The 24,151-nt window shown below is 43.4% G+C and carries 20 protein-coding genes and 1 tRNA gene; 12 read left to right on the top strand and 9 right to left on the bottom strand.

What is annotated here, in order from left to right:
• Positions 1-4: 4 nt before the first annotated feature.
• Positions 5-2,110, bottom strand: a complete 2,106-nt coding sequence (locus HYN59_RS13545; RefSeq protein WP_108778774.1) for a histidine kinase dimerization/phosphoacceptor domain -containing protein — start codon at positions 2,108-2,110, stop codon at positions 5-7.
• A 162-nt stretch (positions 2,111-2,272) separates the two neighbouring features.
• Here HYN59_RS13545 and HYN59_RS13550 point away from each other — a divergent pair, with 162 nt between their 5' ends.
• The 6 genes from HYN59_RS13550 (at position 2,273) to HYN59_RS13575 (ending at position 11,587) form a co-directional block, all read left to right on the top strand.
• Positions 2,273-3,013: a LytR/AlgR family response regulator transcription factor gene (locus tag HYN59_RS13550; protein WP_108778775.1), complete on the top strand. Its 741-nt coding sequence runs from the start codon at positions 2,273-2,275 to the stop codon at positions 3,011-3,013.
• Positions 3,014-3,280: 267 nt separating this feature from the next.
• Entirely contained in the window at positions 3,281-3,583 is a 303-nt protein-coding gene (locus tag HYN59_RS13555) for a hypothetical protein (RefSeq protein WP_146185940.1), read from the top strand.
• The gene (locus HYN59_RS13560; protein WP_108778777.1) at positions 3,576-5,957 is read left to right on the top strand and encodes a T9SS type A sorting domain-containing protein; all 2,382 of its coding nucleotides are present in this window, start codon (positions 3,576-3,578) and stop codon (positions 5,955-5,957) included. Before HYN59_RS13555 ends, HYN59_RS13560 begins: the two co-directional genes overlap by 8 nt.
• 189 nt (positions 5,958-6,146) lie before the next feature.
• Complete coding sequence (locus HYN59_RS13565) at positions 6,147-8,324, top strand: hypothetical protein (RefSeq protein WP_108778778.1); 2,178 nt, start codon at positions 6,147-6,149, stop codon at positions 8,322-8,324.
• Between the two features lie 41 nt (positions 8,325-8,365).
• The gene (locus HYN59_RS13570) at positions 8,366-11,098 is read left to right on the top strand and encodes a beta strand repeat-containing protein (RefSeq protein WP_108778779.1); all 2,733 of its coding nucleotides are present in this window, start codon (positions 8,366-8,368) and stop codon (positions 11,096-11,098) included.
• Between the two features lie 60 nt (positions 11,099-11,158).
• Positions 11,159-11,587, top strand: coding sequence for a hypothetical protein (locus tag HYN59_RS13575; RefSeq protein WP_108778780.1), 429 nt, complete (start codon positions 11,159-11,161; stop codon positions 11,585-11,587).
• Between the two features lie 68 nt (positions 11,588-11,655).
• On the opposite strand, the gene HYN59_RS17980 is transcribed toward HYN59_RS13575, so the two are convergent.
• From HYN59_RS17980 to HYN59_RS13590, 4 genes are all read right to left on the bottom strand, one after another.
• Complete coding sequence (locus HYN59_RS17980) at positions 11,656-11,940, bottom strand: hypothetical protein (RefSeq protein WP_146185941.1); 285 nt, start codon at positions 11,938-11,940, stop codon at positions 11,656-11,658.
• A 302-nt stretch (positions 11,941-12,242) separates the two neighbouring features.
• Positions 12,243-12,320: transfer RNA gene (locus tag HYN59_RS13580), tRNA-Val, on the bottom strand.
• Positions 12,321-12,403: 83 nt separating this feature from the next.
• A complete protein-coding gene (locus HYN59_RS13585; RefSeq protein ID WP_108778781.1) occupies positions 12,404-12,781 on the bottom strand; it encodes a DUF4258 domain-containing protein in 378 nt (125 codons plus the stop codon).
• A gap of 26 nt (positions 12,782-12,807) precedes the next feature.
• A complete protein-coding gene (locus HYN59_RS13590; protein ID WP_108778782.1) occupies positions 12,808-13,980 on the bottom strand; it encodes a proline dehydrogenase family protein in 1,173 nt (390 codons plus the stop codon).
• An 88-nt stretch (positions 13,981-14,068) separates the two neighbouring features.
• Between HYN59_RS13590 and aroB the strand changes: the two genes are divergently transcribed.
• The 6 genes from aroB (at position 14,069) to HYN59_RS13615 (ending at position 18,804) form a co-directional block, all read left to right on the top strand.
• On the top strand, positions 14,069-15,130 hold the full coding sequence (aroB, locus tag HYN59_RS13595; protein WP_108778783.1) for a 3-dehydroquinate synthase: 1,062 nt from the start codon (positions 14,069-14,071) through the stop codon (positions 15,128-15,130).
• A 57-nt stretch (positions 15,131-15,187) separates the two neighbouring features.
• Positions 15,188-15,364, top strand: coding sequence for a hypothetical protein (locus tag HYN59_RS18100; protein WP_181369440.1), 177 nt, complete (start codon positions 15,188-15,190; stop codon positions 15,362-15,364).
• A gap of 60 nt (positions 15,365-15,424) precedes the next feature.
• Entirely contained in the window at positions 15,425-16,834 is a 1,410-nt protein-coding gene (locus tag HYN59_RS13600) for an arginine decarboxylase (RefSeq protein WP_108778784.1), read from the top strand.
• Between the two features lie 28 nt (positions 16,835-16,862).
• Positions 16,863-17,834: a deoxyhypusine synthase family protein gene (locus HYN59_RS13605; RefSeq protein ID WP_108778785.1), complete on the top strand. Its 972-nt coding sequence runs from the start codon at positions 16,863-16,865 to the stop codon at positions 17,832-17,834.
• A 9-nt stretch (positions 17,835-17,843) separates the two neighbouring features.
• Entirely contained in the window at positions 17,844-18,269 is a 426-nt protein-coding gene (locus HYN59_RS13610) for a DNA primase (RefSeq protein WP_108778786.1), read from the top strand.
• 85 nt (positions 18,270-18,354) lie between these two features.
• Positions 18,355-18,804 (top strand): hypothetical protein, encoded by a 450-nt coding sequence (locus HYN59_RS13615; RefSeq protein ID WP_108778787.1) that lies wholly within the window; start codon positions 18,355-18,357, stop codon positions 18,802-18,804.
• Positions 18,805-18,948: 144 nt separating this feature from the next.
• On the opposite strand, the gene HYN59_RS13620 is transcribed toward HYN59_RS13615, so the two are convergent.
• From HYN59_RS13620 to HYN59_RS13635, 4 genes are all read right to left on the bottom strand, one after another.
• Complete coding sequence (locus HYN59_RS13620) at positions 18,949-19,470, bottom strand: DinB family protein (RefSeq protein WP_108778788.1); 522 nt, start codon at positions 19,468-19,470, stop codon at positions 18,949-18,951.
• 94 nt (positions 19,471-19,564) lie between these two features.
• Positions 19,565-22,138, bottom strand: a complete 2,574-nt coding sequence (locus tag HYN59_RS13625) for a phosphoenolpyruvate carboxylase (RefSeq protein WP_108778789.1) — start codon at positions 22,136-22,138, stop codon at positions 19,565-19,567.
• A 77-nt stretch (positions 22,139-22,215) separates the two neighbouring features.
• The gene (locus HYN59_RS13630) at positions 22,216-22,695 is read right to left on the bottom strand and encodes an Lrp/AsnC family transcriptional regulator (RefSeq protein WP_026300077.1); all 480 of its coding nucleotides are present in this window, start codon (positions 22,693-22,695) and stop codon (positions 22,216-22,218) included.
• Positions 22,696-22,777: 82 nt separating this feature from the next.
• On the bottom strand, positions 22,778-23,932 hold the full coding sequence (locus HYN59_RS13635; RefSeq protein WP_108778790.1) for a M14 family metallopeptidase: 1,155 nt from the start codon (positions 23,930-23,932) through the stop codon (positions 22,778-22,780).
• Positions 23,933-24,151 lie beyond the last annotated feature (219 nt).

Here is a 24,151-nt window from a genome sequence, read left to right on the forward strand (position 1 = left end):
TTACCTAATTATTTTGAAAAGTGATATTGTAACATAAATTTTGTTCCTCGCTGACATTAACGCGGCCTTTTATTTGGTCGATAAGAAGGTAGATAAGCTCTCTTCCAAAAGAGTTTTTAGGCTGCGATTTGCCGATTTGTTTGATGCCATTATCTGAATAGGATAGCTCGAAAATACCTTCCTCATATTGAAGGTTAATGCTAATTACCGTAATTTTTTGTTTCGTATGCACGTGCTTTATAGTGTTCAGTACCATCTCATTTAAAATTAGCCCTAACGGAATTGCTTTTTGGATATCGAACATGTAGTGTGGAATGTCAATATCAAATATAAGCTTATGGGTATTGCTTTTAAAAGCATTGTCCATTGAGCTTATAAGCTCATTAACGAATTTGTGAAAATCAATCTTGCTTATATTTTCCTCCTCATATAAGCTTTGATGAATCAGGGCCATTGATAAAATGCGGGAGGTAGCCTCTTCCAGGAAAGCATTAATATCCTTTACATTTTCTGAGTCTACCTGCAGGTTAAGAAGGCTGATGACCATCTGGAAGTTATTCTTTACCCTGTGGTGCACCTCTTTTATTAAGAGGTTCTTCTCTAAAAGATTTTTTTCGAGCTCTTCTTTTTGCCGGTTCACGATATTGTTCCTTATCTCCAGCTGTTTGCTCTTCTTTATTTTTTGTTTGTAATCTTTAAATATAACGATCATAAGTACTACAGTCATCACCAAAGCAGCTATAAGCAGTATTGCCTTTATGTGCTCTTTCTTTATTGCCTCCTTATGTTTTATGTTCTCTTCATTTAATTTTTTTACCTCCACATTTTTTTGGGCCAGGTCAACCGCAGAGGATAAATTGTTGAGATTAAAATTGTTTTGTATTTTTTCCTTTTCACTTTCAAAGCGCACTGCTTCTTCTAAAAGCGAAACAGATTTTTCTGTCTCATTATTAAATATTTCTATTTTGCAAAGGTGTTTTTTGCACTCTTTCAAAATATCAAGATCCTTATACGTTTTCGGACTTTTGCCCTTCAAAAGGCTCACGGTATTATCAAAAAAAAATTTTGCCTTACCCATTTCTTTTTTGGAGTAATATGTCAATCCTAAAGTATAATTGCAGAAAACCAGCGTTTCAGGATACCAATACTCGCTGGCAGTATATATTTTACTCCTGTCTATAACAAGCTGTGCCTGTTGCCTGCCTTTATCTGTGTTTCCAAGATAATAGTTAATCAGCGCTAAATTGGACCGTATAAATAGTTTAATTTCCTCCTTATACGCAAGTTTCATGGCTTCTTTAAAGGTGGTTTCAGCCTGTTTATATCTCTTGAGGTTAAGCAGGATGGTACCTTTATCTAAGAGCATTATAAGTTTTGTATTATCAAAATATGTTTCATACCGCTTTGCCAGGTTGAATGCTTTGTCACAATACTCCAAAGCCTGGTCATACAAACCCATTTTTGTGTACAAACGGCTTATTTCAGTGCAGGCGAGGCGCATACCCGGAGTATAGTCTGTAATACCAAAACCTTCCAGTGCTTCCTGGTAAATTTTGATTGCCTCATCATATTTTGACATTGACACATATGCATCGGCAAGGCGTACTTTGATATTGCATTTTTGGATTATAAACTTTTGACTTCTTGTTTTCTCCAGCGCCCCGGTAGCTATTTCTATAACCAGGTCATTCCTCCCATAAGCTGAATTAATTTCGCAAACCCGCATCACTGCAACAAGATAATCCTGCCAGTCTTTCAGTTCCTCAAAAATGTCTGCTGCTTTTCCCGCATATTTTAAGCTGCTGTCATACTTATATTCAGCAATTTCATTGTCTGCTGCCGTAAGATAATAAATCCCGAACCCTTTCCGGTAATTATTTTGCTGTACAAGATCAAATAAAGTGGCGGTATAGGTTTTTGCCTCATTTATGTTATTAGGCCTCACAGCTTTTATGTATCTGTATACCGGGCCAACCTTAAGGGTGTCGTGTAATCCTGAAGCCAGGACTTCCAGTAATGCTTCTTTTTCCCTGCTTACTTCAGTTTGGCAGTAGCTGTTCAATAAGGGTAAAAACAGCATAGCCATTATCAGTCTATCCAATTTCTTCATATAATTAAAGTTATTTGCTGTCTATCGGGGGAAAAATAACTTCATTACCATAATGTTATCCAAATATAACTAAAAATCTACTTTTTAATATTTCACTGCTCTTTTTAGTAGTAACATAAATAATATCCAACATTACTTTGCTGCATACTAATACAGAAGACCATGCTGAGCACCATAATTGTGGATGACGAACCTATTGTAATCGATATCATTAGAAAGATTGTCAGCCAAAATTTATTAGAGTTGAATATTGTCGGACATGCTTTAAATCTGGATGATGCAAAAAAGTTAATAAATAAATATCGTCCCACAGTTCTTTTACTGGATGTAGAGGTTGGAAACAGGGAGAGCTTTGAACTGGTTAAAGACCTCGACTACCCTCATGAAAAAATATTTCTTTCATCCAACAGGGAATATGCATATAATGCTTTTATGCATAATGCTGCAGGGTTTGTATTAAAGCCTTTCAACAAGGAGGAATTAATAAACACTCTTACGGCCGCCCTGGCAAAAATAAAAAGTAACAGCCAGTTACCGGAGCCTGCAGGAGGACAAAAGGCATCGAAGGATTTTATAGCAGTGTCTTCATTCGACAGTTATGAAATCATTAAGCTGAACGAACTGATGTACTGTACTGCCGAGGGCAAATACACGCATTTTAAACTAAAAAATGGAAGAAAAATACTTTCATCCAGGCATTTAGGGGCATACAGCAATTTGCTGGAACATAACAAGTCCTTTTTCAGGGTAAGCCGTTCTCACATCATAAATTTTGATTTTGTAATACGGATAATAAAGAAGGACGGATTGCAATGCGAGCTTTCCGATGGCACTATAGTGTCGGTTTCCAGACGAAAGGCTTTGGAATTCAATAACTACATCAGGCTTGAAGACTATAGCTAAATTTTAAATAAAATCTGAAACCACACAATCCTTATATCTGCATTTGGCTACCTGTGTTCCGCCACTTGCTACCTTGACAGCGAAACAGTGAATATTATATAGAACCTTTGCAATACCTAAACCTAAACAGGATTCCTTTCTACCAGAAGTCATAGCGTAGCAACAGCAACTAATAGCTGTCCGGGGGAGAAATAAGTCTGCGCTATGCTTCAACCAGTATAGGAAACGCCTGTTGCCGGTTTTTCCAATTAATTAAATAATGAGAAAATGAGAAAAAAACTATTATTGTTAACCGTATTTGTATTATGCTCAGGTATTGGCTATTCGATGGCCCTGCCAGGTATAAACTCAGGGGGCATGTCTCCGGTGGTTCAGTTCGATGACGATGGAGATGAGCCGCCCACAGAAGACCCGCCACCGCCCGCTCCTATAAACAGCTACTCGTACCTGCTTCTGGCTGTAGGCGTTTCCTTCGGCTATTTTGTGTTCAGGCGTGCAAGCCCTAAGGTTTTGTATCCTGCACGGCCCGGAAAAATATTCATCAATAAAAAGGATACCAGTCATGAGTAAAAAACACCAAAGGTCATTAAATATTGGTAAATTTTTAATGATCATGCTCTCCTTCGGCGCATCTGCTCAGGTCCAGAACAACGGTTCGCTTTATATAGCCGAAGGAGGTGTAATGTACATAGCCAATTCCGGCTTTGCTTTTGGTGCAGCACCAGCGCAAACGGCTACTTCCAGGGCCTCCTCCAACGGGGTGCTTGCATTTGCCGGAAATGCCACGTGGAGCAATGCTTCCGCCGCGCATTTTGTTGATGGCTATATAAGGTATTATGGCACCTCGCCGTTCATTGCGCCTGTTGGCGATAACATTTATGCCCCTGCAGGGATAACTCCTTCAGACAATTCAGGCGTAGATGCCGCCTATTTTAATGAAGCCCCTTCTGCGGTCGGCACGGCCCTGAACAGCGCTGTTTCGGCCATCTCCGGGGTAGAATACTGGAAAATTTCAGGAGCGGGGTCATCCGTTATATCTCTGACATGGAGGGCTTCAAGCGGGTTAAGCAGCATGCTGCTTACGCCATCGCTATCGTATATTACCATCGCCGGCTACAATGGATCGGAGTGGGTAGAGATACCTTCATTTTTTGACAACACATCCATACTCGGCGGCACATCGTCGGTAACAGTGGGATCGGTGACATCACTGGGCGCTGTTAACCTTTCCGGCTACCAGGCATTCACGATCGCAGTCAAAGAAAATGCTTCCTGCTTCCCCATGGTGGCCTCATCAGGAAACACAAAGGTATGGAACGGTACAGACTGGTTGCCCGGCGCACCGGGGCTTAACGACCCTGTGGTCATCAACCAGCCGTATTCTGACGGAAGCTTTTCCTGCTACTCGGTAACGCTCAATGCAGACATCACCCTGGCCGATGGTGATAAACTTGAGGTAGCAAACGGCTTTTCGGGTACGGGGAAAGTAATAATGAGCTCCGGGGCGAGCCTTTTGCAGCGCAGTCCGTCAGGAGTGCCACCGGCTATCGAGATGACAAAAGTAACCAACCCGATGCGCAGGTTCGACTACGTGTTCCTGAGCAGCCCGCTTAATGATTTCGCTACTTTTTTCCAGCAGATCAACAGTCCGGCCAATGTAGCTGTCAATGGAGCCTTCGGTACCTATCCCCTGTCATCATTCTATAATTTATATACCGATGGAGATGCAAACAATTCGGTTACCGTTACCGCATCAAACGTTCCTGTGGGCAGGGGTTTTGCCGCTACGGTAGATCCGTTGCAGGGCCCCTATGCCATAAGCAACGAGCCGCACTCATGGGACCTCGAAAAATATCCCGTACACATTAAAGCAGCGGGTACGGCCAACAACGGTACCATAACCGTACCGGTACCCACCGCGGCTGGCTGGGTAAGGATCGGTAATCCCTATCCGTCGCCGATGAACGCAGAGAAGCTTCTTGATGCTATGGGCGACAATTTCAGGAAAACGATCTATTTCTGGACCTACAACTCCCCGAGGCAGAGCTGGGCAAATGTTTCGGGCAATTATAATGCTGCCGATTATGCCATCTTTAATTATACCGGCGGTGTAGCTGCATGCCCAACCTGCCAGGTGCCTACGGGCTATGTGGCCACAATGCAGTCGGTATATGTAAGGAAGCTCAACCCGGGCGCTATCACGTTTAGCCTGACCAACTGCCTTCGCGAACTCGATGGCAACAACAACTTTTTCAGGACGGCACAAAACGCCGAAGGTAAGTACAGGATAAACATGTCGGGGGCTACAACCTTTAGCCAGGTGCTGGTAGCCTACGATGCCGACAGGACCTACGGTTATGACAATGGGTACGATTCGGCAAGGATGCCGGGTGGCCTTACCTCCGAACTGAATACCATGGTAGAAGGCCAGAATTCCGGTTACGCCATACAAACACGTCCGGCATTCGAGATCAACGATGTTGTCCCGGTACAGGTTGTCCAAAGGGCCGATGAGGTAATGTCATTATCCCTTGTGGAGACGACAGGTGTTTTCCAGTCGGGGACCATAGGGATATATGTACACGACAAAGTGCTGGATGTATACCACAACCTGGGTACCGATGGGCCGTATACGTTTGTACAGCCGCAGGGTACCGACAATGCCCGATTCGAAATTGTGTATATGGACGAGTCCCTTGGCACCAACGATTTAAAGAAAACAAGGACCGTAGCCTATACCTACAACAAATATTTTAACGCACAGTCGGGCAGGAACATGGCCCATATAGAAATCTACGATCTGGCGGGCCGCCTCGTGGAGGAGTATGGAAACATCAATGCCACATCTGTCGTTAGGCCGTTCAACCATGCACAGGCGGTATACTTAGCCAAAATAAAGATGGAGGACGGGACTGTTGTAAGCCAAAAACTCATCAACTACTAACATATAAGCTTTGGCAGGCAAGTCCGGAGAATAAAGTTGGTTATAGTTTTAACCGGTGCATTATGCCAAAGATGCCGCCTGCCTGCTGTAAGGCTGTCTTTGGCCAACCCTGCCGTAAGGGCGGCAGGGTTACTTTATAACTGCCCTTAAAAATTAACCTTACTACATAGTAATCTAATAATCGAAACAATGAAAAAAATTATATTTATTCTTTTCCTGTTCCTCGGCCTTTGTGCCACAGCACAGGTAAAAGTTGGGGACAATCCAACGGCAGTGAATGCCAGCGCCGTACTTGAAACGGAAAGTACGACCAAAGGCTTTTTGCCCCCCAGGATGACGACCGCACAGCGGGACGCTATTAGCAACCCTGCAAAAGGGCTAATGATCTATAACACCGAAACCAACTGTACCGAAACGTTCTTAGGTATAGGAGTTTCCGGAACCGGCACTACGGGATGGAAAAACTTATGTAAGGCCAATATCAATGCGACTTTTACCGCCAGTACATTAAACTGTGCGGTAACTAATTCGCTGAAAGGCGATTATGTTGCGACAGTAGCCATGACTGAGGCTAACTACAAGATTGTGACTGTTACTACACTTTCAGCAGGGGATTATACAGCCAGCAGTAATGAATTGAATGGAGTCAAATTCGCTGCGGAAGGAACCATTTCCTCTGTGGGTGCCGGTACGCAACTGAAACTGATGGCCTCGGGTTCACCAACAGCTGTAGGCACTTTCACATACACTGTAACCCTATCTGGACAGACTTGTACATTTGATGTAACTTATGCTAATCCGCCAGCTCCACTACAGGATAACCAAACAAATTGTAGCGGGAGCGCAGCGGGTAGATATGTAACTAATAATTCAACCACCAGTGCAGAAAAAATAGATATTACCGTTACTCCTACAGGAATTGGTTATTATAGTTATACTGCAGGTCCGGTTAACGGGATAACGTTTTCAGCTAACGGAACATTTGTGGCTGGAGATGTAAATAATGTAAAAACCATTACGCTTACAGCCAGTGGTACGCCTCTGGCGGCAGGTACTTTTACCTACACGGTTACAGGAACGAATGTTACCTCCAGCTGTTCTTTTAGCGTAACCGTGACAGCCGAAAAGCAATTCCTGTCAGCAACTACCAATACATTAACTATCACATCTACAAACAATTACTTTACTTATTCCAATGTCACAGCTTCGGCAGGCGGGATTAGTATCTCAGGTAGTAATATTACATTAAAGGCTGGTAAAACCTATTACCTGGAAGCCAGCCTGAGGGCGCTGGCTCCAAATGGTGGCTATGTTGCTTTTGAATTTGTGAATGCCTCCAACAATCGCCTGGCTGGTACATCACGAGGTATTGCCGCTAGCAACCAAAGTAGCACCCCTGCCGCAGGTTTCTATACTGTGGGCACTAGCGATGAAATTGTCAGCCTGAAAGTGGTAGCCTTTAATGGCGTAGCTGTTTACTCCGATTCAAACGGTGGTGGTTCGCTCATAATTAAAGAGGTTGGAAGTTCCAGGGGATACCTGTCAGCTTTAGCGGGATCATCTAGTCAAAACCTTTTTACGGCATCGGATTTTTTATGGGGTACCGCAGTCAGCTCAAATGCAGGAGTATCAGTATCAGGCAGCAGTATTACATTGAAGGCAAATAAAACCTATCGCCTGTTTGCTGCCATCAGGGCTTATGGCGCAGTAAGCAATTTTTCGAATTTCTATTTTGCAAATGCTTCAAACACAAAACTTACAGGTACTTCCACCGGAATTATAATAGTTCCGTACACCTCGCAGAGCTGTACCCCAGCTACCGGTATTTATACCGTTGGTGCCAGCGATGAAATAATAAAGCTAAGAATTGCACCTGGATCAGGATCATTGACTAGTGCTAATGATGCTAATGGTAATTGCGTATTGATTGTGGAAGAGATTACCGGTGCATCCTACCTCACCAGTACACTCGTTGACCAACAGAATACTTCCTCAGTAAATGCGAACCTTAATTACAATACTCCCACAAGCAGTACCGGAGGCCTATCCATCTCTGGGCAAAATATTACATTGAAGGCAGGTAAAGTCTACCGCATCGCTCAACACGTGAGGCTGGGTGGTAGTACTACCAACCCATTCATCGGTTTCACGTTCGCCAATAGTGCTAATACCAACCTGAGCGGTATTAACATAGGGGGCTGCTATGGGCAGGACCATAACCAAAGTTCCACTCCTTCCTGTGGCTTTTACCGGGTCGGAAGTAGTGATGAAACTGTTAAAATTAAAGTAACAGGTACCAGCGGTAATAGTAAGATGTTCTCACAGTCTAACGGGGAATCTCCATTAGTAATCGATGAACTTAACTGATAAATTATATAGATAAGTTCAACTCTGAAAAATAAATCACAATGAAAAATAGTATTACTTCGTTACTCCTGCTACTTGGCCTTTGTGCCACTGCACAGGTAAAAGTTGGGGACAACCCCACAAACGTGAATGCCAGCGCGGTACTGGAAATGGAAAGTACTGATAAAGGTATGCTCTTGCCACGTATGACGGCAAGCCAGCGTGATGCCATAAGCAATCCTTCCAATGCATTGCTTATATATAATACAAGTGAAGATTGTATTAATATTTACAATGCTGCAAGCAGTAGCTGGAAATCTATTTGCAGTAACGAGGCAGAAGGCACAGCAGATTTCTCGGTAGATTGCAGCACTCTGGTGGTTTCAGGGACATATGCAACGGGTACGGCTCTCGATCCTGAAACGAATTACATAACCGTATCTGTTAATGTTGCCGAATTGGGAACTTACAATATTGTCAGCAATGCCGCAGGTATGTTTTTTTCGGCGATCGGTACATTCACAACTTTGGGAACGCAGGATATCGTATTGGTTGGGCAGGGTTATCCGCTCGTATCCGGAACTAATTTCGTGTCACTGCAAGTTAATAATAGCATTTGTACAACTGTTATCAATGTTACTACCGGTATTGCTACTATTACGGGTTGTGGTACCATAGGAAGCCTTACCGGAAATATATATGCTAATGCACCCATAGCGGTTGGCGATGTATTTCAAAGTTATACAGCAGGTCCTGCATACACTGGTGGCGGGGTATATGGAATTACTTCCTCAACCGTAAATGGGATACGCATCAACCAGCCGGTAAACGGCACATTTATTACAAGTGGTGCACCTATTGATTATTTCCTGTCGGGTACACCGATTATGCCCGGAAACAGTACCGTCAATTATTCAATAAATGGGTATGCCTGCTCTTTCACGGTACCTGTTCAGAGCGGAACCGGACTTGCCTCAGGGGTAACCTGTTCAGGCACCCTCAGCGGCACCTATCAGGTTGGAACGGTAATGAACAGCGGCAATACCAAAGTGGTTACCTTAACCGTTAGCCAGGCCGGCTCTTTCTACATACGCACCAATACTGTCAACGGCATTTACTTTAGCGGCAGCGCTACGGCTGCGGCTGCAGGGCCGCTGAATGTAACGCTTACCGCAAGCGGAACTCCTACAGAAGCGGCCACAAACAGCTATACGGTTGTGGTAAGCAATACTGCCACTACTTTTACCAACTGTTCATTTAACGTAACTGCTGGGCTACCCACCACAGTACCGGCCTTTAATACCCTAAGCTGTGCGTCACTAAGCGCCGGGGTTTCCTATATCAAAGCAAGTAATGCGGGAGCTAATGACCAATTCGGAGGCAGGTTAAATACGTCATCATTCCTTTACGGCAAAGGAACGAAAATATCGGCCGATGGTTTGACATTAGCTATAGGCGCTATCCTGGAAGGCGGTGACTTAACAGGCGGCCCCATCAATTCCACCAATAACGATAACTGGAACACTGCGGGAGCAGTATATGTGTATACGCGCTCATCAATAACAGCAAACTGGGTATTTCAGGCAAAGATAAAGCCTTCGCAATTGAACGCAGGCGATATTTTTGGAAACGCACTGGATCTTAGCAATGATGGAAATACACTCGTGGTAGGGTCAATTCGGGAGTCTGGAAGCGGGACCGGGGTCAATCCGGCCCACAATAACTCAGCCGGCGCTGCCGGTGCAGCGTATGTATTTACCCGTAGTGGCAGTACCTGGAGCCAACAGGCATACCTTAAAGCTAACCAAAGCGATGCGAATGATGTTTTTGGATCAAGCGTTGCCGTGAGTGGCGATGGCAATACAGTGGCCGTAGGAACGCCTGCCGAGGATGGCAGCGGTACGGGTATAAATCCTGCAGTTAATAATAACAAGGCCAATTCCGGTGCAGTCCATATATTCAACCGTAGCAGTGGTGTCTGGAGTTATGGCACCTACATTAAGGCGTCAAACCCTGATTCAGAAGATCATTTCGGCTGTTCTGTTGAGCTCAATAATGATGGTACAACGCTGGCCGTAGGTGCGCGGTATGAAGACGGCAGCAACCCGGGTATTAACCCCGTCGTCAACAACAGCACCAGCGCGGCCGGTGCAGTATATGTGTTTCAAAAAAATGCCGGCACATGGGCCCAGCAAGCTTATTTAAAAGCAGGAAATGTATCCGCAACCGATCAATTCGGGGCAAATGTGGATTTGGACGGCAGTGGTAACACCCTGTTAGTTGGTGCACACGGAGATGATGGTAGTGGTAAAGGAGTTAACCCGGGAGCTAATGAAAGTACAGCTGATGCCGGTGCGGCATACATATTCAAAAGATCGGGAACTGCCTGGAGCCAGTCGGCTTATCTAAAATCCTCAAATCCGACTGCTTCTGATTATTTTGGTTATTCTGTTAGCATAGCTAATGACGGGGCTTCTGTTATTTTAGGGGCTTTTGGTGAAGACGGATCGAACGGATGCATTAACCCGGCAGACAATAATAGCACTACAGATAGCGGAGCTGCCTACCTGTTTAGTTTAGTTGGAGGCAACTGGGTTTATTCGTATATGTTGAAAATGCCTAATGCGGTAGGTTCAACAAGCGGTGACTATTTTGGTGCCGGCGTGAGCATAAATTCTGATGGACGGTCTATCGCCATTGCAGCATTCAACGAAGATGGCAGTGGAATGGGTATTAACCCTACAGCTAATAACTCTGCTGCTGATGCCGGCTGTGTAATTGTGTACACTAAGTAATTTCATTATGAGGCTAGCAGGCAATTTTATAAAACTCTGCTCATAACATTATTGCAAACAATGGAAAAGAAACTACCGGGCCAGGAACCGGGAAAGATAATGCACATCAATGCTGCCGGGGTACTGTTTAAAGACCGGGCGATACTGCCGGTTGTAAGCAGGAAGAAGCCGATTTATTTTGAAGAGGTCAGGAATGTAAAGATCTGGCGCAGGCGCGGGATCACTATCAACCTGATGAGCTTCCTGGCAGCGCTGGCCCTTTGCCTCAATGCCGCCATGGGCCGTTATACAGGGCTTGAGCGGGTGTTTATCCTCCTGTATTCGGTGGTTTTCCTGGGTCTTGCCATCTTTTACAAAAGTGTAAAATATAAAATGACACTGGTGTACAGGGATGGCAACCGTATCGATGTGGATGTGGACCGGTTTTTAAAAGACGATGCCAAATACATGGCCGTCAGGATCAATAAAGCTGTAAGCAGCAACAGGTAATATGCCGGAGAAGAGGAATTACGTGCAGAGGCTGGAGTATTTCTATTTACGAATCGTACTATTGTTCTTTAAATAGTAGCTTTTTTAGTAGCGCAATACAGTCTCCTATCCTCTATCGTATTTTTTGTTGGGGCAATAGAGGTAGTGCTGTATTGTATTTTTTGGGGATGCCGCAGCACGGTTGGTAGCCGTGCTGCTTTTATCCGGTTAAGAGCCGCATGATAGGCTTCCGGTCTCGCTACATTAGAGTTTAGTGCGCCGCGATTGTTTTTAGCCCCCCCTGCCCTGCTGCTTTTTAAAAAAATTTGAAAAAGAGAAATATTTTGTAAGTGGAAGGTGTCAACAGCCTTCATTTTTGGGGAGCCGCAGGCTTTCGGGCCTGCGGTTTATTTTTCACGGGGGTGAAAATCCCAGGCTACAAAATAATTGTAGATTAGTTGGATGCCAGAGGTTGGTTGCCTTTGGGTTTGGATGACCGCAGGCCTCGTGCCTGCGGTTTTTTTATGCGCAAAAGTTTGTTTTTGATCTATTGGATGGCCCTGCATGTCTTGCCGCCTCCAGATACAGATAGATGCAGTTTTGGTATTGATCCATTAACAAGGAAATAGACAAGCATAAAAAAAAGGACAAAGAGTAAAAACTTCTTTGTCCTTTGTGGTGGGCGATGAGGGATTCGAACCCCCGACCCTCTCGGTGTAAACGAGATGCTCTGAACCAACTGAGCTAATCGCCCTAATATGTTTTGCAATCTTGTTCCGTATTGCGAGTGCAAATATACGCTTAGTATTTGTATTTGCAAGGATTTCGGAAAAAAAATTACTGTTTTTTTACATCCTGCAAAACGGCCCGGTCGCTAAAATTCACAACTTCAATTACAATCGGCTCATCTTTAATGGTTTTCCCTTCTATAACATACAGCTTGCCCCCGCCCGGATTCGGCTTATTGCTTTTAGAAAAATCCACATCGCCATATTGCAGGCTGCGTTTTATATCGTCCATAGTTACCCATTTTTCTTTCAGGGTTGCTTCGGCCTGTTTAGATATTAGTATTCCTTTGGTACGAATGTCCTTTAGGACCCTGCAATTCGGCATGTAGCAGAACTCGGTACGTTTTTCGGAGAATATGAAATACAGGAATACGCCCCCTATAAGAAAGCCTAAAAGATAATATGCCAGCCTGTGTACGAATTTCATCGGTGTGTTTTTATATAATTAAAAGCTTAATCGTGTAATTTCCTGCGTTTCCTTTCGGCGCTTATCAGGTTCAGCTCGCGGCTGGTCTGCCCGGCTACAGAGGTATTCTCCTCTGCCCTTCTTATCAGGTAAGGCATCACATCCCGCACCGGCCCGAACGGAAGGTATTTCGCCACATTATAGCCATGTGCCGCAAGGTTAAAGCTGATATTGTCGCTCATGCCGTACAGCTGCCCGAACCATATCCTTGTGTCGTTTGTAGCAATATTGTTCTGCTGCATCAGTCCCATCAGCATGTAGGAGCTTTCCTCGTTGTGCGTACCGGCAAAGATCGCCATTTTATCAAGATGCTCAACCATATACTGTATCGCATCATTATAATTGATGTCGGTTGCTTCTTTGGATATGCATATCGGCGACAGGTAACCCTTCTCTTCAGCGCGCTTGTTTTCCTTCTCCATGTAGGCGCCGCGCACGATCTTCATCCCGATATAAAATCCTTCTTCCTGTGCTTGTGCGTGCAGCTTTTTCAGGTAATCGAGCCTGTCGTGGCGGTACATTTGCAGTGTATTGAAAACGATGGCCTTCTCCTTGTTGTATTTGCGCATCATGTCGGCTACCAGTTCGTCGGCGGCATCCTGCATCCAGCTTTCTTCGGCATCGATAAGCAGCGCCACATCGTTGGCATGGGCCGTTTTGCACACTATCTCAAAGCGCTCCAGTACGCGTTTCCACTCAGCAGCCTCTTCTACGGTAAAAGTTTTGCCCTCGCCTAATTTCTCATATAATTCAAACCTGCCGAAACCAGTAGGCTTGAAAACCGCAAAAGGTATCGCTGTCCGTTCTTTGGCAAACTCAATCGTCTTCAATGTTTTCTCTAAAGCTTTATCAAATTCCGATTCGGCTTCTTTTGCTTCCACCGAATAATCCAGTACTGACGACACGCCTTTGGTAAACATCTTGTCAACAACAGGAAGGCAATCTTCTTCCGTAGTGCCTCCGCAAAAATGATCGAAAACAGTGGCGCGTATAAGCCCTTCAACAGGCAGGTGCAGGTTTAGCGCAAAATTGGTCACTGCCGTACCTATCCGCACCAACGGCTGGGAAGCTATCATTTTAAAGAGAAAATAAGCCCTGTCCAGTTCGGTATCGCTTTTCAGCGCAAAAGCATCGGCCGTATTGTTGAAGATTTTTTCCATTGTTTTAAAAAATTTATGCAAATATAAATACTGTGCAATAATTAATGGTATAAAATACTTTATTTTGCTTATTCGATAAAAGATCATCATGCAGCCGATAAAAACTTCAGGATATACCATTTACTTTAATGACGACTGCTATGGCTACCTGCAGGAAGTGCTTACCTATGAAAAATACTCCGGTATCTTTATATTGGCCGACACCAATACCTCGCAGTACTGCCTGCCTAATTTCCTGGCGCAGGTGCCAACAGAGCTGCCGATAGAGATCATTGAAATCGAAGCCGGTGAAATAAATAAATCCATAGAAACCTGCATTGAGGTATGGCATGCACTGACCGATCTGGGCGCCGACAGGAAAAGCCTTATCATTAATGTTGGCGGCGGCGTGGTGACTGACCTGGGAGGGTTTGCGGCATCAACATTCAAGCGCGGCATGGATTTTATTAATGCCCCTACCTCGCTGCTGGCAATGGTAGATGCATCGGTTGGTGGCAAGACAGGGGTCGACCTGGGCGTGCTTAAGAACCAGATCGGGGTCATTAATAATCCCGTTGCTGTACTCATCGATACGCAATTCCTTGAAACACTGCCACAGCCGGAGATGCGATCAGGACTGGCGGAGATGCTGAAGCACGGCCTGATAGCCGACAAGAAGTACTGGGATAATTTTTCGGACCTAACCGGATTGACAACTGATGACCTGGGTGTGCTGATCCATTGGTCGGTTGAGATAAAGAACAGTATCGTAGAACAGGACCCTAACGAGAAAGGGCTTCGCAAAGTGCTGAATTTCGGGCACACGATGGGGCACGCCATAGAATCGCATTTCCTGAACAGCGCTACTCCCCTGCTCCACGGCGAAGCTATAGCGGCAGGCATGGTTCTTGAAAGTTATTTTTCGATGATAAAGGGCTTTATTGGTAGAGAAGAATATGAAACTATAAAATCGGTGCTGCTTTCTATTTTTGGCACGAATGATTTTACATCAGAGGATATAGAAAGTATAATGGCCTTACTGGTACATGATAAAAAAAACGAGGCCGGGAAGGTACAGTTCGTACTGTTGGAAAGCATCGGAAATGCAGTGATAAATCAGGAGGTGGAAAACGCATTGATAATCAATGGGTTCGAAGACTATCAAAAGTAACAATTTTTTAAGAGATTTGTTTTTAAATACGGATTATTATTTTTTACATTTGCCGGGATGAAAATAAACAAAAACATGTTTTCCCTCATCGGGAGTATCAGCAAATACATGGCTTTGGCAAACATTGGCAAGGTAACGTTTTCGTTGAGGAATATAACCGCGGGTGAGGCTTTTCACAGCATATCGAACTGCCAGGAAAAGCTCCAGATAATATATGCCAATATAAGGGTTTGAAAAAAGGTGATATCTTAGGATTTTTCTTATTTTTATTATCTTATTTATCCCTTAAAAAACATGAACACAAAATATTTCGACCTGATAAACCAAACATTCTATTTCCCTCAGGAAGAATTTACACTTAATAAAGATAACCTTCAGTTCCATAACATAGACCTGATGAAATTGGTGGAGCAGTATGGCACACCATTGAAGTTCACTTATTTGCCGCAAATCTCCAATAACATCCGTAAAGCCAAGACATGGTTCAGGAATGCGATGGAGAAAAACAAATACGACGGTAAATATTATTATTGCTATTGCACGAAAAGCTCTCACTTTGAATATATCATGGATGAGGCTTTTAAGAATAATATACATATTGAGACCTCTTCGGCTTTCGACATCAACATCGTTGAAAAGCTGCTTGAAAACGGGAAGATCAACAAAAACACGTATGTTATCTGCAACGGTTTCAAGAGGGACCAGTACATACAGAATATTGCGAGGCTGATAAACAACGGCCATACGCGTACCATGCCGATCATTGATAATTATGAAGAGCTTGACCTGCTTCAGGAGCAGATACCCGGAAAGTTTAAAATAGGTATCCGTATCGCAGCCGAAGAAGAGCCTAAATTCGAGTTCTATACCTCGCGTTTGGGAATTGGCTACAAAAATATATTGCCTTTCTACCGTAAGCAAATACACGAGAACAAAAAGGTAGAGCTGAAAATGCTTCACTTCTTTATCAATACCGGTATAAGGGATACCTCTTATTACTGGAATGAGCTTGTGAAATGTTTGAAAGTTTACGTTAGCCTTAAAAAGGAGTGCCCGACACTGGACAGCCTTAACATCGGCGGCGGTTTCCCTATCAAGAATTCACTGGCTTTTGAATACGATTACCAGTACATGATCGATGAGATCATTAACCAGATAAAGATCGCCTGTGATGAAGCTGAAGTGGATGTGCCGAACATCTTTACCGAATTCGGTTCATTTACCGTTGGCGAAAGCGCAGGGGCGATATACCAGGTGCTGTACCAAAAACAGCAGAATGACAGGGAGAAATGGAACATGATCGATTCGTCGTTCATCACCACACTTCCGGACACCTGGGCTATCAATAAGCGTTTCATCATGCTTGCTGTGAACCGCTGGAACGACCAGTATGAAAGGGTTTTATTGGGTGGGATGACATGCGACAGCGACGATTATTACAACTCAGAGCAAAACATGAACGCCATTTACCTGCCGAAATACAATAAGGAAAAGCCTTTATACATTGGCTTCTTTAATACCGGGGCGTACCAGGAAACGATTGGTGGCTACGGCGGGCTCCACCACTGCCTGATACCACAGCCTAAGCACATCCTTATAGACCGCGATGAGAATGGCATACTGGCAACAGAAGTATTCTCTGAGCAGCAGCAGGCCGATGAGATATTAGACATCCTCGGCTACAGCAGGAAAGAGAACAAATAAACAGAACTTAGAAAATAAAATAACTGAAATGAACAAAGGACCTATTAGCCAATTTATTGAAAAGTACTACCTGCATTTTAATGCTGCCGCTTTGGTGGATGCCGCTAAAGGCTACGAAAAGCAATTGCAGGACGGTGCCCAAATGATGGTGACCCTTGCCGGGGCTATGAGTACGGCTGAACTTGGGAAGATCTTTGCCGAAATGATCCGCCGCGATAAGGTTCAGATCATTTCATGTACCGGTGCGAATCTTGAAGAGGATATCATGAACCTTGTGGCACACTCGCATTATGAGAGGGTTCCAAATTACAGGGACCTTACGCCGCAACAGGAATGGGACCTTCTTGAAAGAGGCCTGAACCGTGTGACCGATACGTGCATCCCCGAGCATGAAGCTTTCCGCCGCCTGCAGAAGCATATTTACAAAATATGGAAAGATGCAGACGATAAAGGCGAACGCTATTTTCCGCATGAGTTCATGTACAAGATGCTGCTTTCGGGCGTATTGGAAGAATATTATGAGATTGACCTGAAAGACAGCTGGATGTATGCCGCTGCCGAAAAGAACCTGCCGATCATCGTACCAGGATGGGAAGACAGCACTATGGGTAATATCTTTGCTTCTTATGTTATTAAAGGTGATCTGAAAGCGTCTACCATGAAGTCGGGTATTGAATATATGACATTCCTTGCCGACTGGTATACTAAAAACAGCAGCAATGGTGTTGGATTCTTCCAGATAGGTGGAGGTATCGCTGGCGATTTCCCGATATGTGTAGTGCCGATGCTGTACCAGGATATGGAAATGCATGATGTGCCGTTCTGGAGCTATTTCTGCCAGATATCTGATTCTACGACAAGTTACGGATCTTACTCCGGCGCTGTGCCTAATGAAAAGATCACCTGGGGGAAACTTGACATCAATACACCAAAATTTATTATCGAATCTGATGCAACTATCGTTGCACCGCTTATATTTGCTTACTTGTTAGATTTATAATACTGCTTTATGAAAAGAGTTATAGTTGACTACGCCAAATTAACTAATGAAATTTTGACCCTGCTGGTTGAAAAGTTCCCCGAAGGATATGATGATTCTAATATCGTCCGCTTTAAGAATGCCCGTAACGAAACCATTGAAGCCGTAGAAGTAAGGACGGAAGACACCATTTACCTTGTAAAAGTGAGCACCAAGCTTGCCGACAGGATCGAGAATTTCGATGACGATGATATCGACGAGCCGGCAGATGACCTTGATGCATTGAAAGACCTTGAAGTTGGCGATGATGATGCTGATGAAAAGGAAGAAAGCGCCGATACGGATGACGATGCAGACGGTGATGACGACGATGATGAAGATGAGGATGGTTTGCCAAGGCGCAGAAATGTAGGCCTTGACGAAATTGAAGATGACGAAGACGAGGATGAAGACTAATCTTCTACCTAAAATTATATTAAAGAACTCTTAACAGGGTTCTTTTTTTGTTTTGTAAGGATTATTTTTACAAAAAAACATAACGATGAAAACTACCATAGCTATCCTGGCATCAGGATTATTGTTGGCTTCCTGCCAAAAGAAAGAAGAAAAGACGGAAACCACTATTGAACAGCCCGCTGCTACTACAGTAACCGAAAAACAATGCTATCTGAAAGTTATAGCGAAGGACAGTATCATTGTTCAGGTTGAACGCGACGGCGACAGCATTCATGGAATATACCATTGGAAACCTTTCGAAAAGGATAAAAAAATAAGCACGTATAAGGGCGTGATGAATGGTAACACCGCTAATGTAGTGGCATCATCCCAACAGGAAGGAATGAATTACAAAGAAGAAGTTGTCTTTATCATTACTGACAAGAACCTGGAAGTGAAATTTGGCGAAATGGTTGAAGGCAAAGATGGCGTGTGGAAATATAAGGATATGAATGCTACTTCGAAAGAAGTACTGGATAAAGTGGATTGTAAATAAGCTGTAATATAGTGGAACGCGGATTGAGCGAATTTACACAGATTGATGAAATCATACGCCTTTCATAATTAGTGCTAATTTGTGGAATTAGTGGCAAAATTCGCGTGAATCAGCTCAATCCGCGTCATCCGCGTTCCATTTTTCCTATAAATATCTTTCCTTAAATATCTTTATATGATGGTTTTGGTGGCCGATAAGCAGGAAGCCTAAAGCCCTGACCGATACCGTATATCCGGAAGCCGTGCCTTTTCGCAGTAGCTCATCCTGCGTAAAAGATTTGAACATCATGATATTAGCATGGCGTACGGCGCTCATTTCGGTAAGCAGGTCATTGATGCTCCTTTTGGTGGCATCGGTATTGGCCGCAAAGCTGTTCTCATCAAAACCAGGCAATGGCGTATTGTCATTCCGCGAAAATCGTAGTGCACGGTAGGCGAATATCCTTTCAGAATCTATAACGTGCTGTAAAATATCTTTTATAGTCCATTTGCCTTCCGCATAACGGTAGTCGTATTTATCCATTGGGATCTCACGTACAAAATGGGTAAGATTGTGCACGCTTATTTCAAGCTCTTCCGTCAGGCTATATTCAGGATTAACTAAGTGGATGTAGGCTTCTTCCTGGTAGGGTGCGTATTCGTCAGGAGTAATATCAGATATTTTCATTAGTTTAATAAATTGGATATATAGCAAAGCTACAAAAATGCCACATTTCACTCTACTGAAATGTGGCATTTTCGTAGTTTTAAATGAATTATATTTAAGCCGAATTCCTGCTGGCGTTGATATTCCCGAACAATGAGCGTGTTACAATTTTTTCATACACCTCCAGCTCACTTTCATCTCCATTGCCGCTTTTTATTTGTCTTATTTTGTTAAGGGCATATTGCTGTATCGTTAGCAGCGGCACAACAATATGTTCGCGCATTTTTATTGACGCTTTCCCGTCAGGGTAATTTTCCATAAGCTCTTCATAACCTGATATTTTCAGCAGGAGGCGTTTGGTTTCTAAAAATTCATTATAGATGATTTCCCAGAATTCTCCAAACTCAGGGTCGTCCTTCATGTAGGAGGTTAGTGGAAAGAACGATTTAGAAAGCGACATCATACTGTTCTCTAACAGTGTCCTGAAAAACAACGAATTATCATAAAGTGCCTGCACCTTCTCCCACTCCCCTTTTTGCTCGTATTGCCCTAAGGCATAGCCTACCCCAAAGAACCCGGGCACGTTCTGCTTCAACTGGCTCCAGGAACCTACAAAAGGTATAGCCCGCAGGTCGGCAAACACGATCCCGTCTGACTTACTCCTTTTCGAAGGGCGGCTTCCAATATTGGTTTTAGCATAATAGTTCAGCGTACTCATCTGGTCGAGGTACGGCAGGAATTTAGGATGCTGCTTGAAGGCGGTGTATTTCTCATAGCCAAGGCGCGCAAGGTCATCAACAGTTGTTTTCTGCTCTTCCGTAAACTGCTTTTTATCTTTCTCGAAAACACCATTGGTTATACCGGCGCTCAAAAGGTTTTCCAGGTTAAAGCGGCACGAATCGAGCGTACCGAAATTGGAGCTTATCGTTTGCCCCTGTATGGTAATCTGTATCTCATTATTTTCAATACTCGCCCCTTGTGAAGCATAATATTTATGCGTCTTGCCTCCGCCCCTTGCCGGCGGCCCGCCACGGCCATCGAAAAACACGACCTTAACCCCATGTTCGCGAGCCATAAGCGTCAGGTTTTCTTTTGCCTTATAAATACTCCAATTAGCCATCAGGTAACCGCCGTCTTTGGTGCCATCCGAAAAGCCCAGCATTATTGTTTGCCTGTTGCCTCTTCGCTTCAAGTGGGCGGCGTATAACTCATTTGTATAAAGCAGTTTCATTACCGAGTCGGCAGCTTTAAGGTCGTCCACAGTTTCAAATAGCGGCACTATATCTATTGGCGGCTGTTCCCAACCCAAAAGACGGAACATAGTTAAAAGCTCCAGCACATTGAGGGCACTTTCATTATTGCTTATTATATAGCGGTTGATGCCCTGCTCTCCATTATTTTCCTGTATGGTTTTTATGAGAAGGATCGACTCGAGCGTGCTGCGGGTATCTTCATCAAAGTCTTCCGGATTAATGGTAACTTTTAAACTTTCCAGTACCTTTATTTTTCCTGCTTCATCAAATGACTCATATCCTAAAAGCTGCTTGTTGTCTGTTGACAGGAAGTTTATTATATTTTCAAATACAGCATCGTGTATCCTGCTGTTCTGCCGGATATCCAGCGACGCGAAATGAAACCCAAAAAGGTTAACCTTATTAATAAGCCCGTCTATCTCATCAGAATACAGTGACTGGTGGTTATTGACAACCAGGTCCCTTATATCTACCAAGGCTTTTTTAAGTTCTTCAAGCGTAATATAAATCTCTCCTTTTGAATAGAATACCGACCTGTACAGCTTTTGCTCGATATCCGTAATTCTTTCTTCTACACCTGTAAACGTCAGCTTTCTTTTCAGCTGGCGTATATCATTATAATAGCATTTCAATATAGAGCAGCGCAGCCTGTTTGCCACCTTGAGGGTGATTTCTGTAGTTACAAAAGGGTTGCCGTCGCGGTCGCCTCCCGGCCAAAAGCCAAATGACAATACCGGATGCTTTAGCGCACCCTCTTTATATATGGCGCCCTGCACGAAGTTGGAAATATCGCCGGCAGCCTTGTAGAATACATTCTCCAGGTACCATAGCAGGCTTACGGCTTCGTCATACGGGGTTGGCTTTTCTTTTTTTATAAAAGGCGTTTTACCCAGCTGCGACAACAGGAGCTTCACTTCTGCCAGGCTGTTTCTTTTTATTGCCGAAGTCAGGTCGGTAATAATGCCAAGCACTGCACCCGGATAAAACTGCGTGGGGTGAGCCGTGAGTACCGCACGTACCTGGAAATCTTCGAGAAATTCCCGCAGTTCCTCCATCTGCCCACGGTTCTCTGCTTTTTCGCGGCTGTCTCGTATTGAGCCATTGCCTTCAAGGTTATTAAGGCTTGTAAATGCTGCATCCTCTATTGCATCAAACAGCACGATCTGCCGCTCTACATACTGTATAAAACGGAACATCAGGCTAATCTTTTCTTCCTGCGTAGCGTCCTGCAAATACTTGTCTGCAAATTCATCGAATATCTGCTCCGGGCTTTTTTTGTTCTTGTAGCCCTCATCGCAAATTTCGGAAAACAGGGGCAGCAATACGCCTGTATTATCAATCGACTGAAACGGAAGGGTTATGAAGATACTGTTGAAAAGCTGGTATTTGAGCTGTACTTCTTCGTTGAAGCGCTCAATTCTCGTAGAAGGATACATACGGTAATTTTTTGTTGAATTTAATAAAAAACCCCCATGCAAAAAAGCATGGGGGTTATAATATTTTGATAAAAATCTTACAGATCTTTAAATATCGTATGCATAAGACGTTTCTTGTCGTTGATGCTTTCTTCAAGCGAGATCATCGTTTCGGTCCTGTAAACACCCTCGATGTCATCTATCATGAAGATAACCTCTTTAGCATGTTTGGTATCCTTAGCCCTGATCTTACAGAAGATGTTGAATTTTCCGGTAGTAACATGAGCTACAGTAACAAAAGGTATCTCATTTATCCTCTCAAGTACAAATTTAGTCTGCGATGTATTGTGAAGAAATACCCCAACATAAGCTATGAAAGAATAGCCCAGTTTTTCATAATCCAGCGTAAGTGAAGACCCCATAATGATCCCTGCATCTTCCATCTTCTTAACCCTCACGTGCACTGTCCCCGCAGAGATCAGCAGTTTTTTTGCAATGTCAGTAAATGGCACCCTGGTATTGTCGATCAGCATGTCTAATATTTGGTGATCAACTTCATCTAAACGAAACTTACTCATAAATGTATGTTTTAGTTGGTTAAGGTTGTCGGGCATTGCCCATCAAATTAATAATAAATTACATTTATAAGAAAACAGCTGTTTAAACCTCCTGTCCATTAACAAATTTCCTATCCTTACCGATAGAAAAATCTGCTTTTTCTTCAATTTTTGGCATTTTGCTTCCGTCTGGCCCGTGAAATTCTTCGCCGTTGCAGTCGAATTCTGCGTGACCATGTACACCATCTAAATTGCCTATTTCGCTAATAATAGCTTGAAAAATTACAGAATTATCAAATAGCACTTCCCTATATTGTGATGCAAAATTCGTGATTTTTTCTTTATTTTCATAATTTATTTTGACTTTTTTGTACATGATGTCATAAAAAACAATCTTATTTTGAGGAATATTGAAATAATCTACGCTTTTGTTAACAACTATAACGTTTTCGTGAATTGCATTAAATCCTGCTAATAATGCAAAAAAGATAAATTTCCGGGTAAATTCCCTTTCATAATCACCCGCATAGTGACCGGCCTCAAACAGCACCGTAGGTACGCCAAGCGACTGGAACATATCTCCTATGCAGTTGATATTAAAGGAATCATCAAAACGCCCTACCTGCCCCGGTATATAAAGCTGTAGCGTTTCGTTGATGGCAGCAATAACATTTATTGCCTTTTGGCGCGTTTCATTCACATCCCTGGCATCATTAAACGAAGGCGCCAAAAAAGATACAGTAGCCGGTGTGGGTACATCCCCAACACCAAAAATGGTACGCTGGTCGTGCATATTATAACAGTAGTCCGGCTTAAAATCTTCAAAGCATTTTCGTAATATCCTGCTTTCGAGCTGCGAGAGGTTTACCGAATCCCGGTTCAGGTCAACTCCATTAGCATTTACCCGCGTGTAAGCCACAGCACCGTCCGGATTTACTATGGGCAGGATAAAGAAGGTAAAATTGTCTTTTAGCGTTTTCGCAAAGTCATTATCGCTTTTGAGGAATGACAGGAAATCAAAAACAGCCTTAGTAGTTGTTGATTCATTCCCATGCATCTGCGACCATATAAAGATTTTGGTTTTTCCGGTTCCTGCAATAACGCTATAGACTGGCTTCCCCAAAACCGACTTACCCTGCTCGCTAACCTCAAAGCAGTTTTTATAACGTTCAAGCAGCGGCTCAATATGAGTGTTAGTAACATAACGCCCATACAGGAACTCCTCTTTATAGTTGGTGTATAGTGATTCTAAATTCATGTTTGTTTTGTTTAATTACAAAAGTAAACATCTTGTTTTTTACAATTGTAAACAATGGTAATGTTGTAATTGTTTACAATTGTAACAGCGGTTTTATTTACTAAAAAGTTTTTTGCGATTCAGTTACTTTTTATTTATAAAATCATTGTAATTCAATATTTTAAATGTATTCATCTAAATACGAAGTTTACATATTATCCTTGTGTTGAAACATTTTAT

Source organism: Flavobacterium album (assembly GCF_003096035.1).
In the GTDB taxonomy this organism is placed as follows: Bacteria; Bacteroidota; Bacteroidia; order Flavobacteriales; family Flavobacteriaceae; genus Flavobacterium; species Flavobacterium album.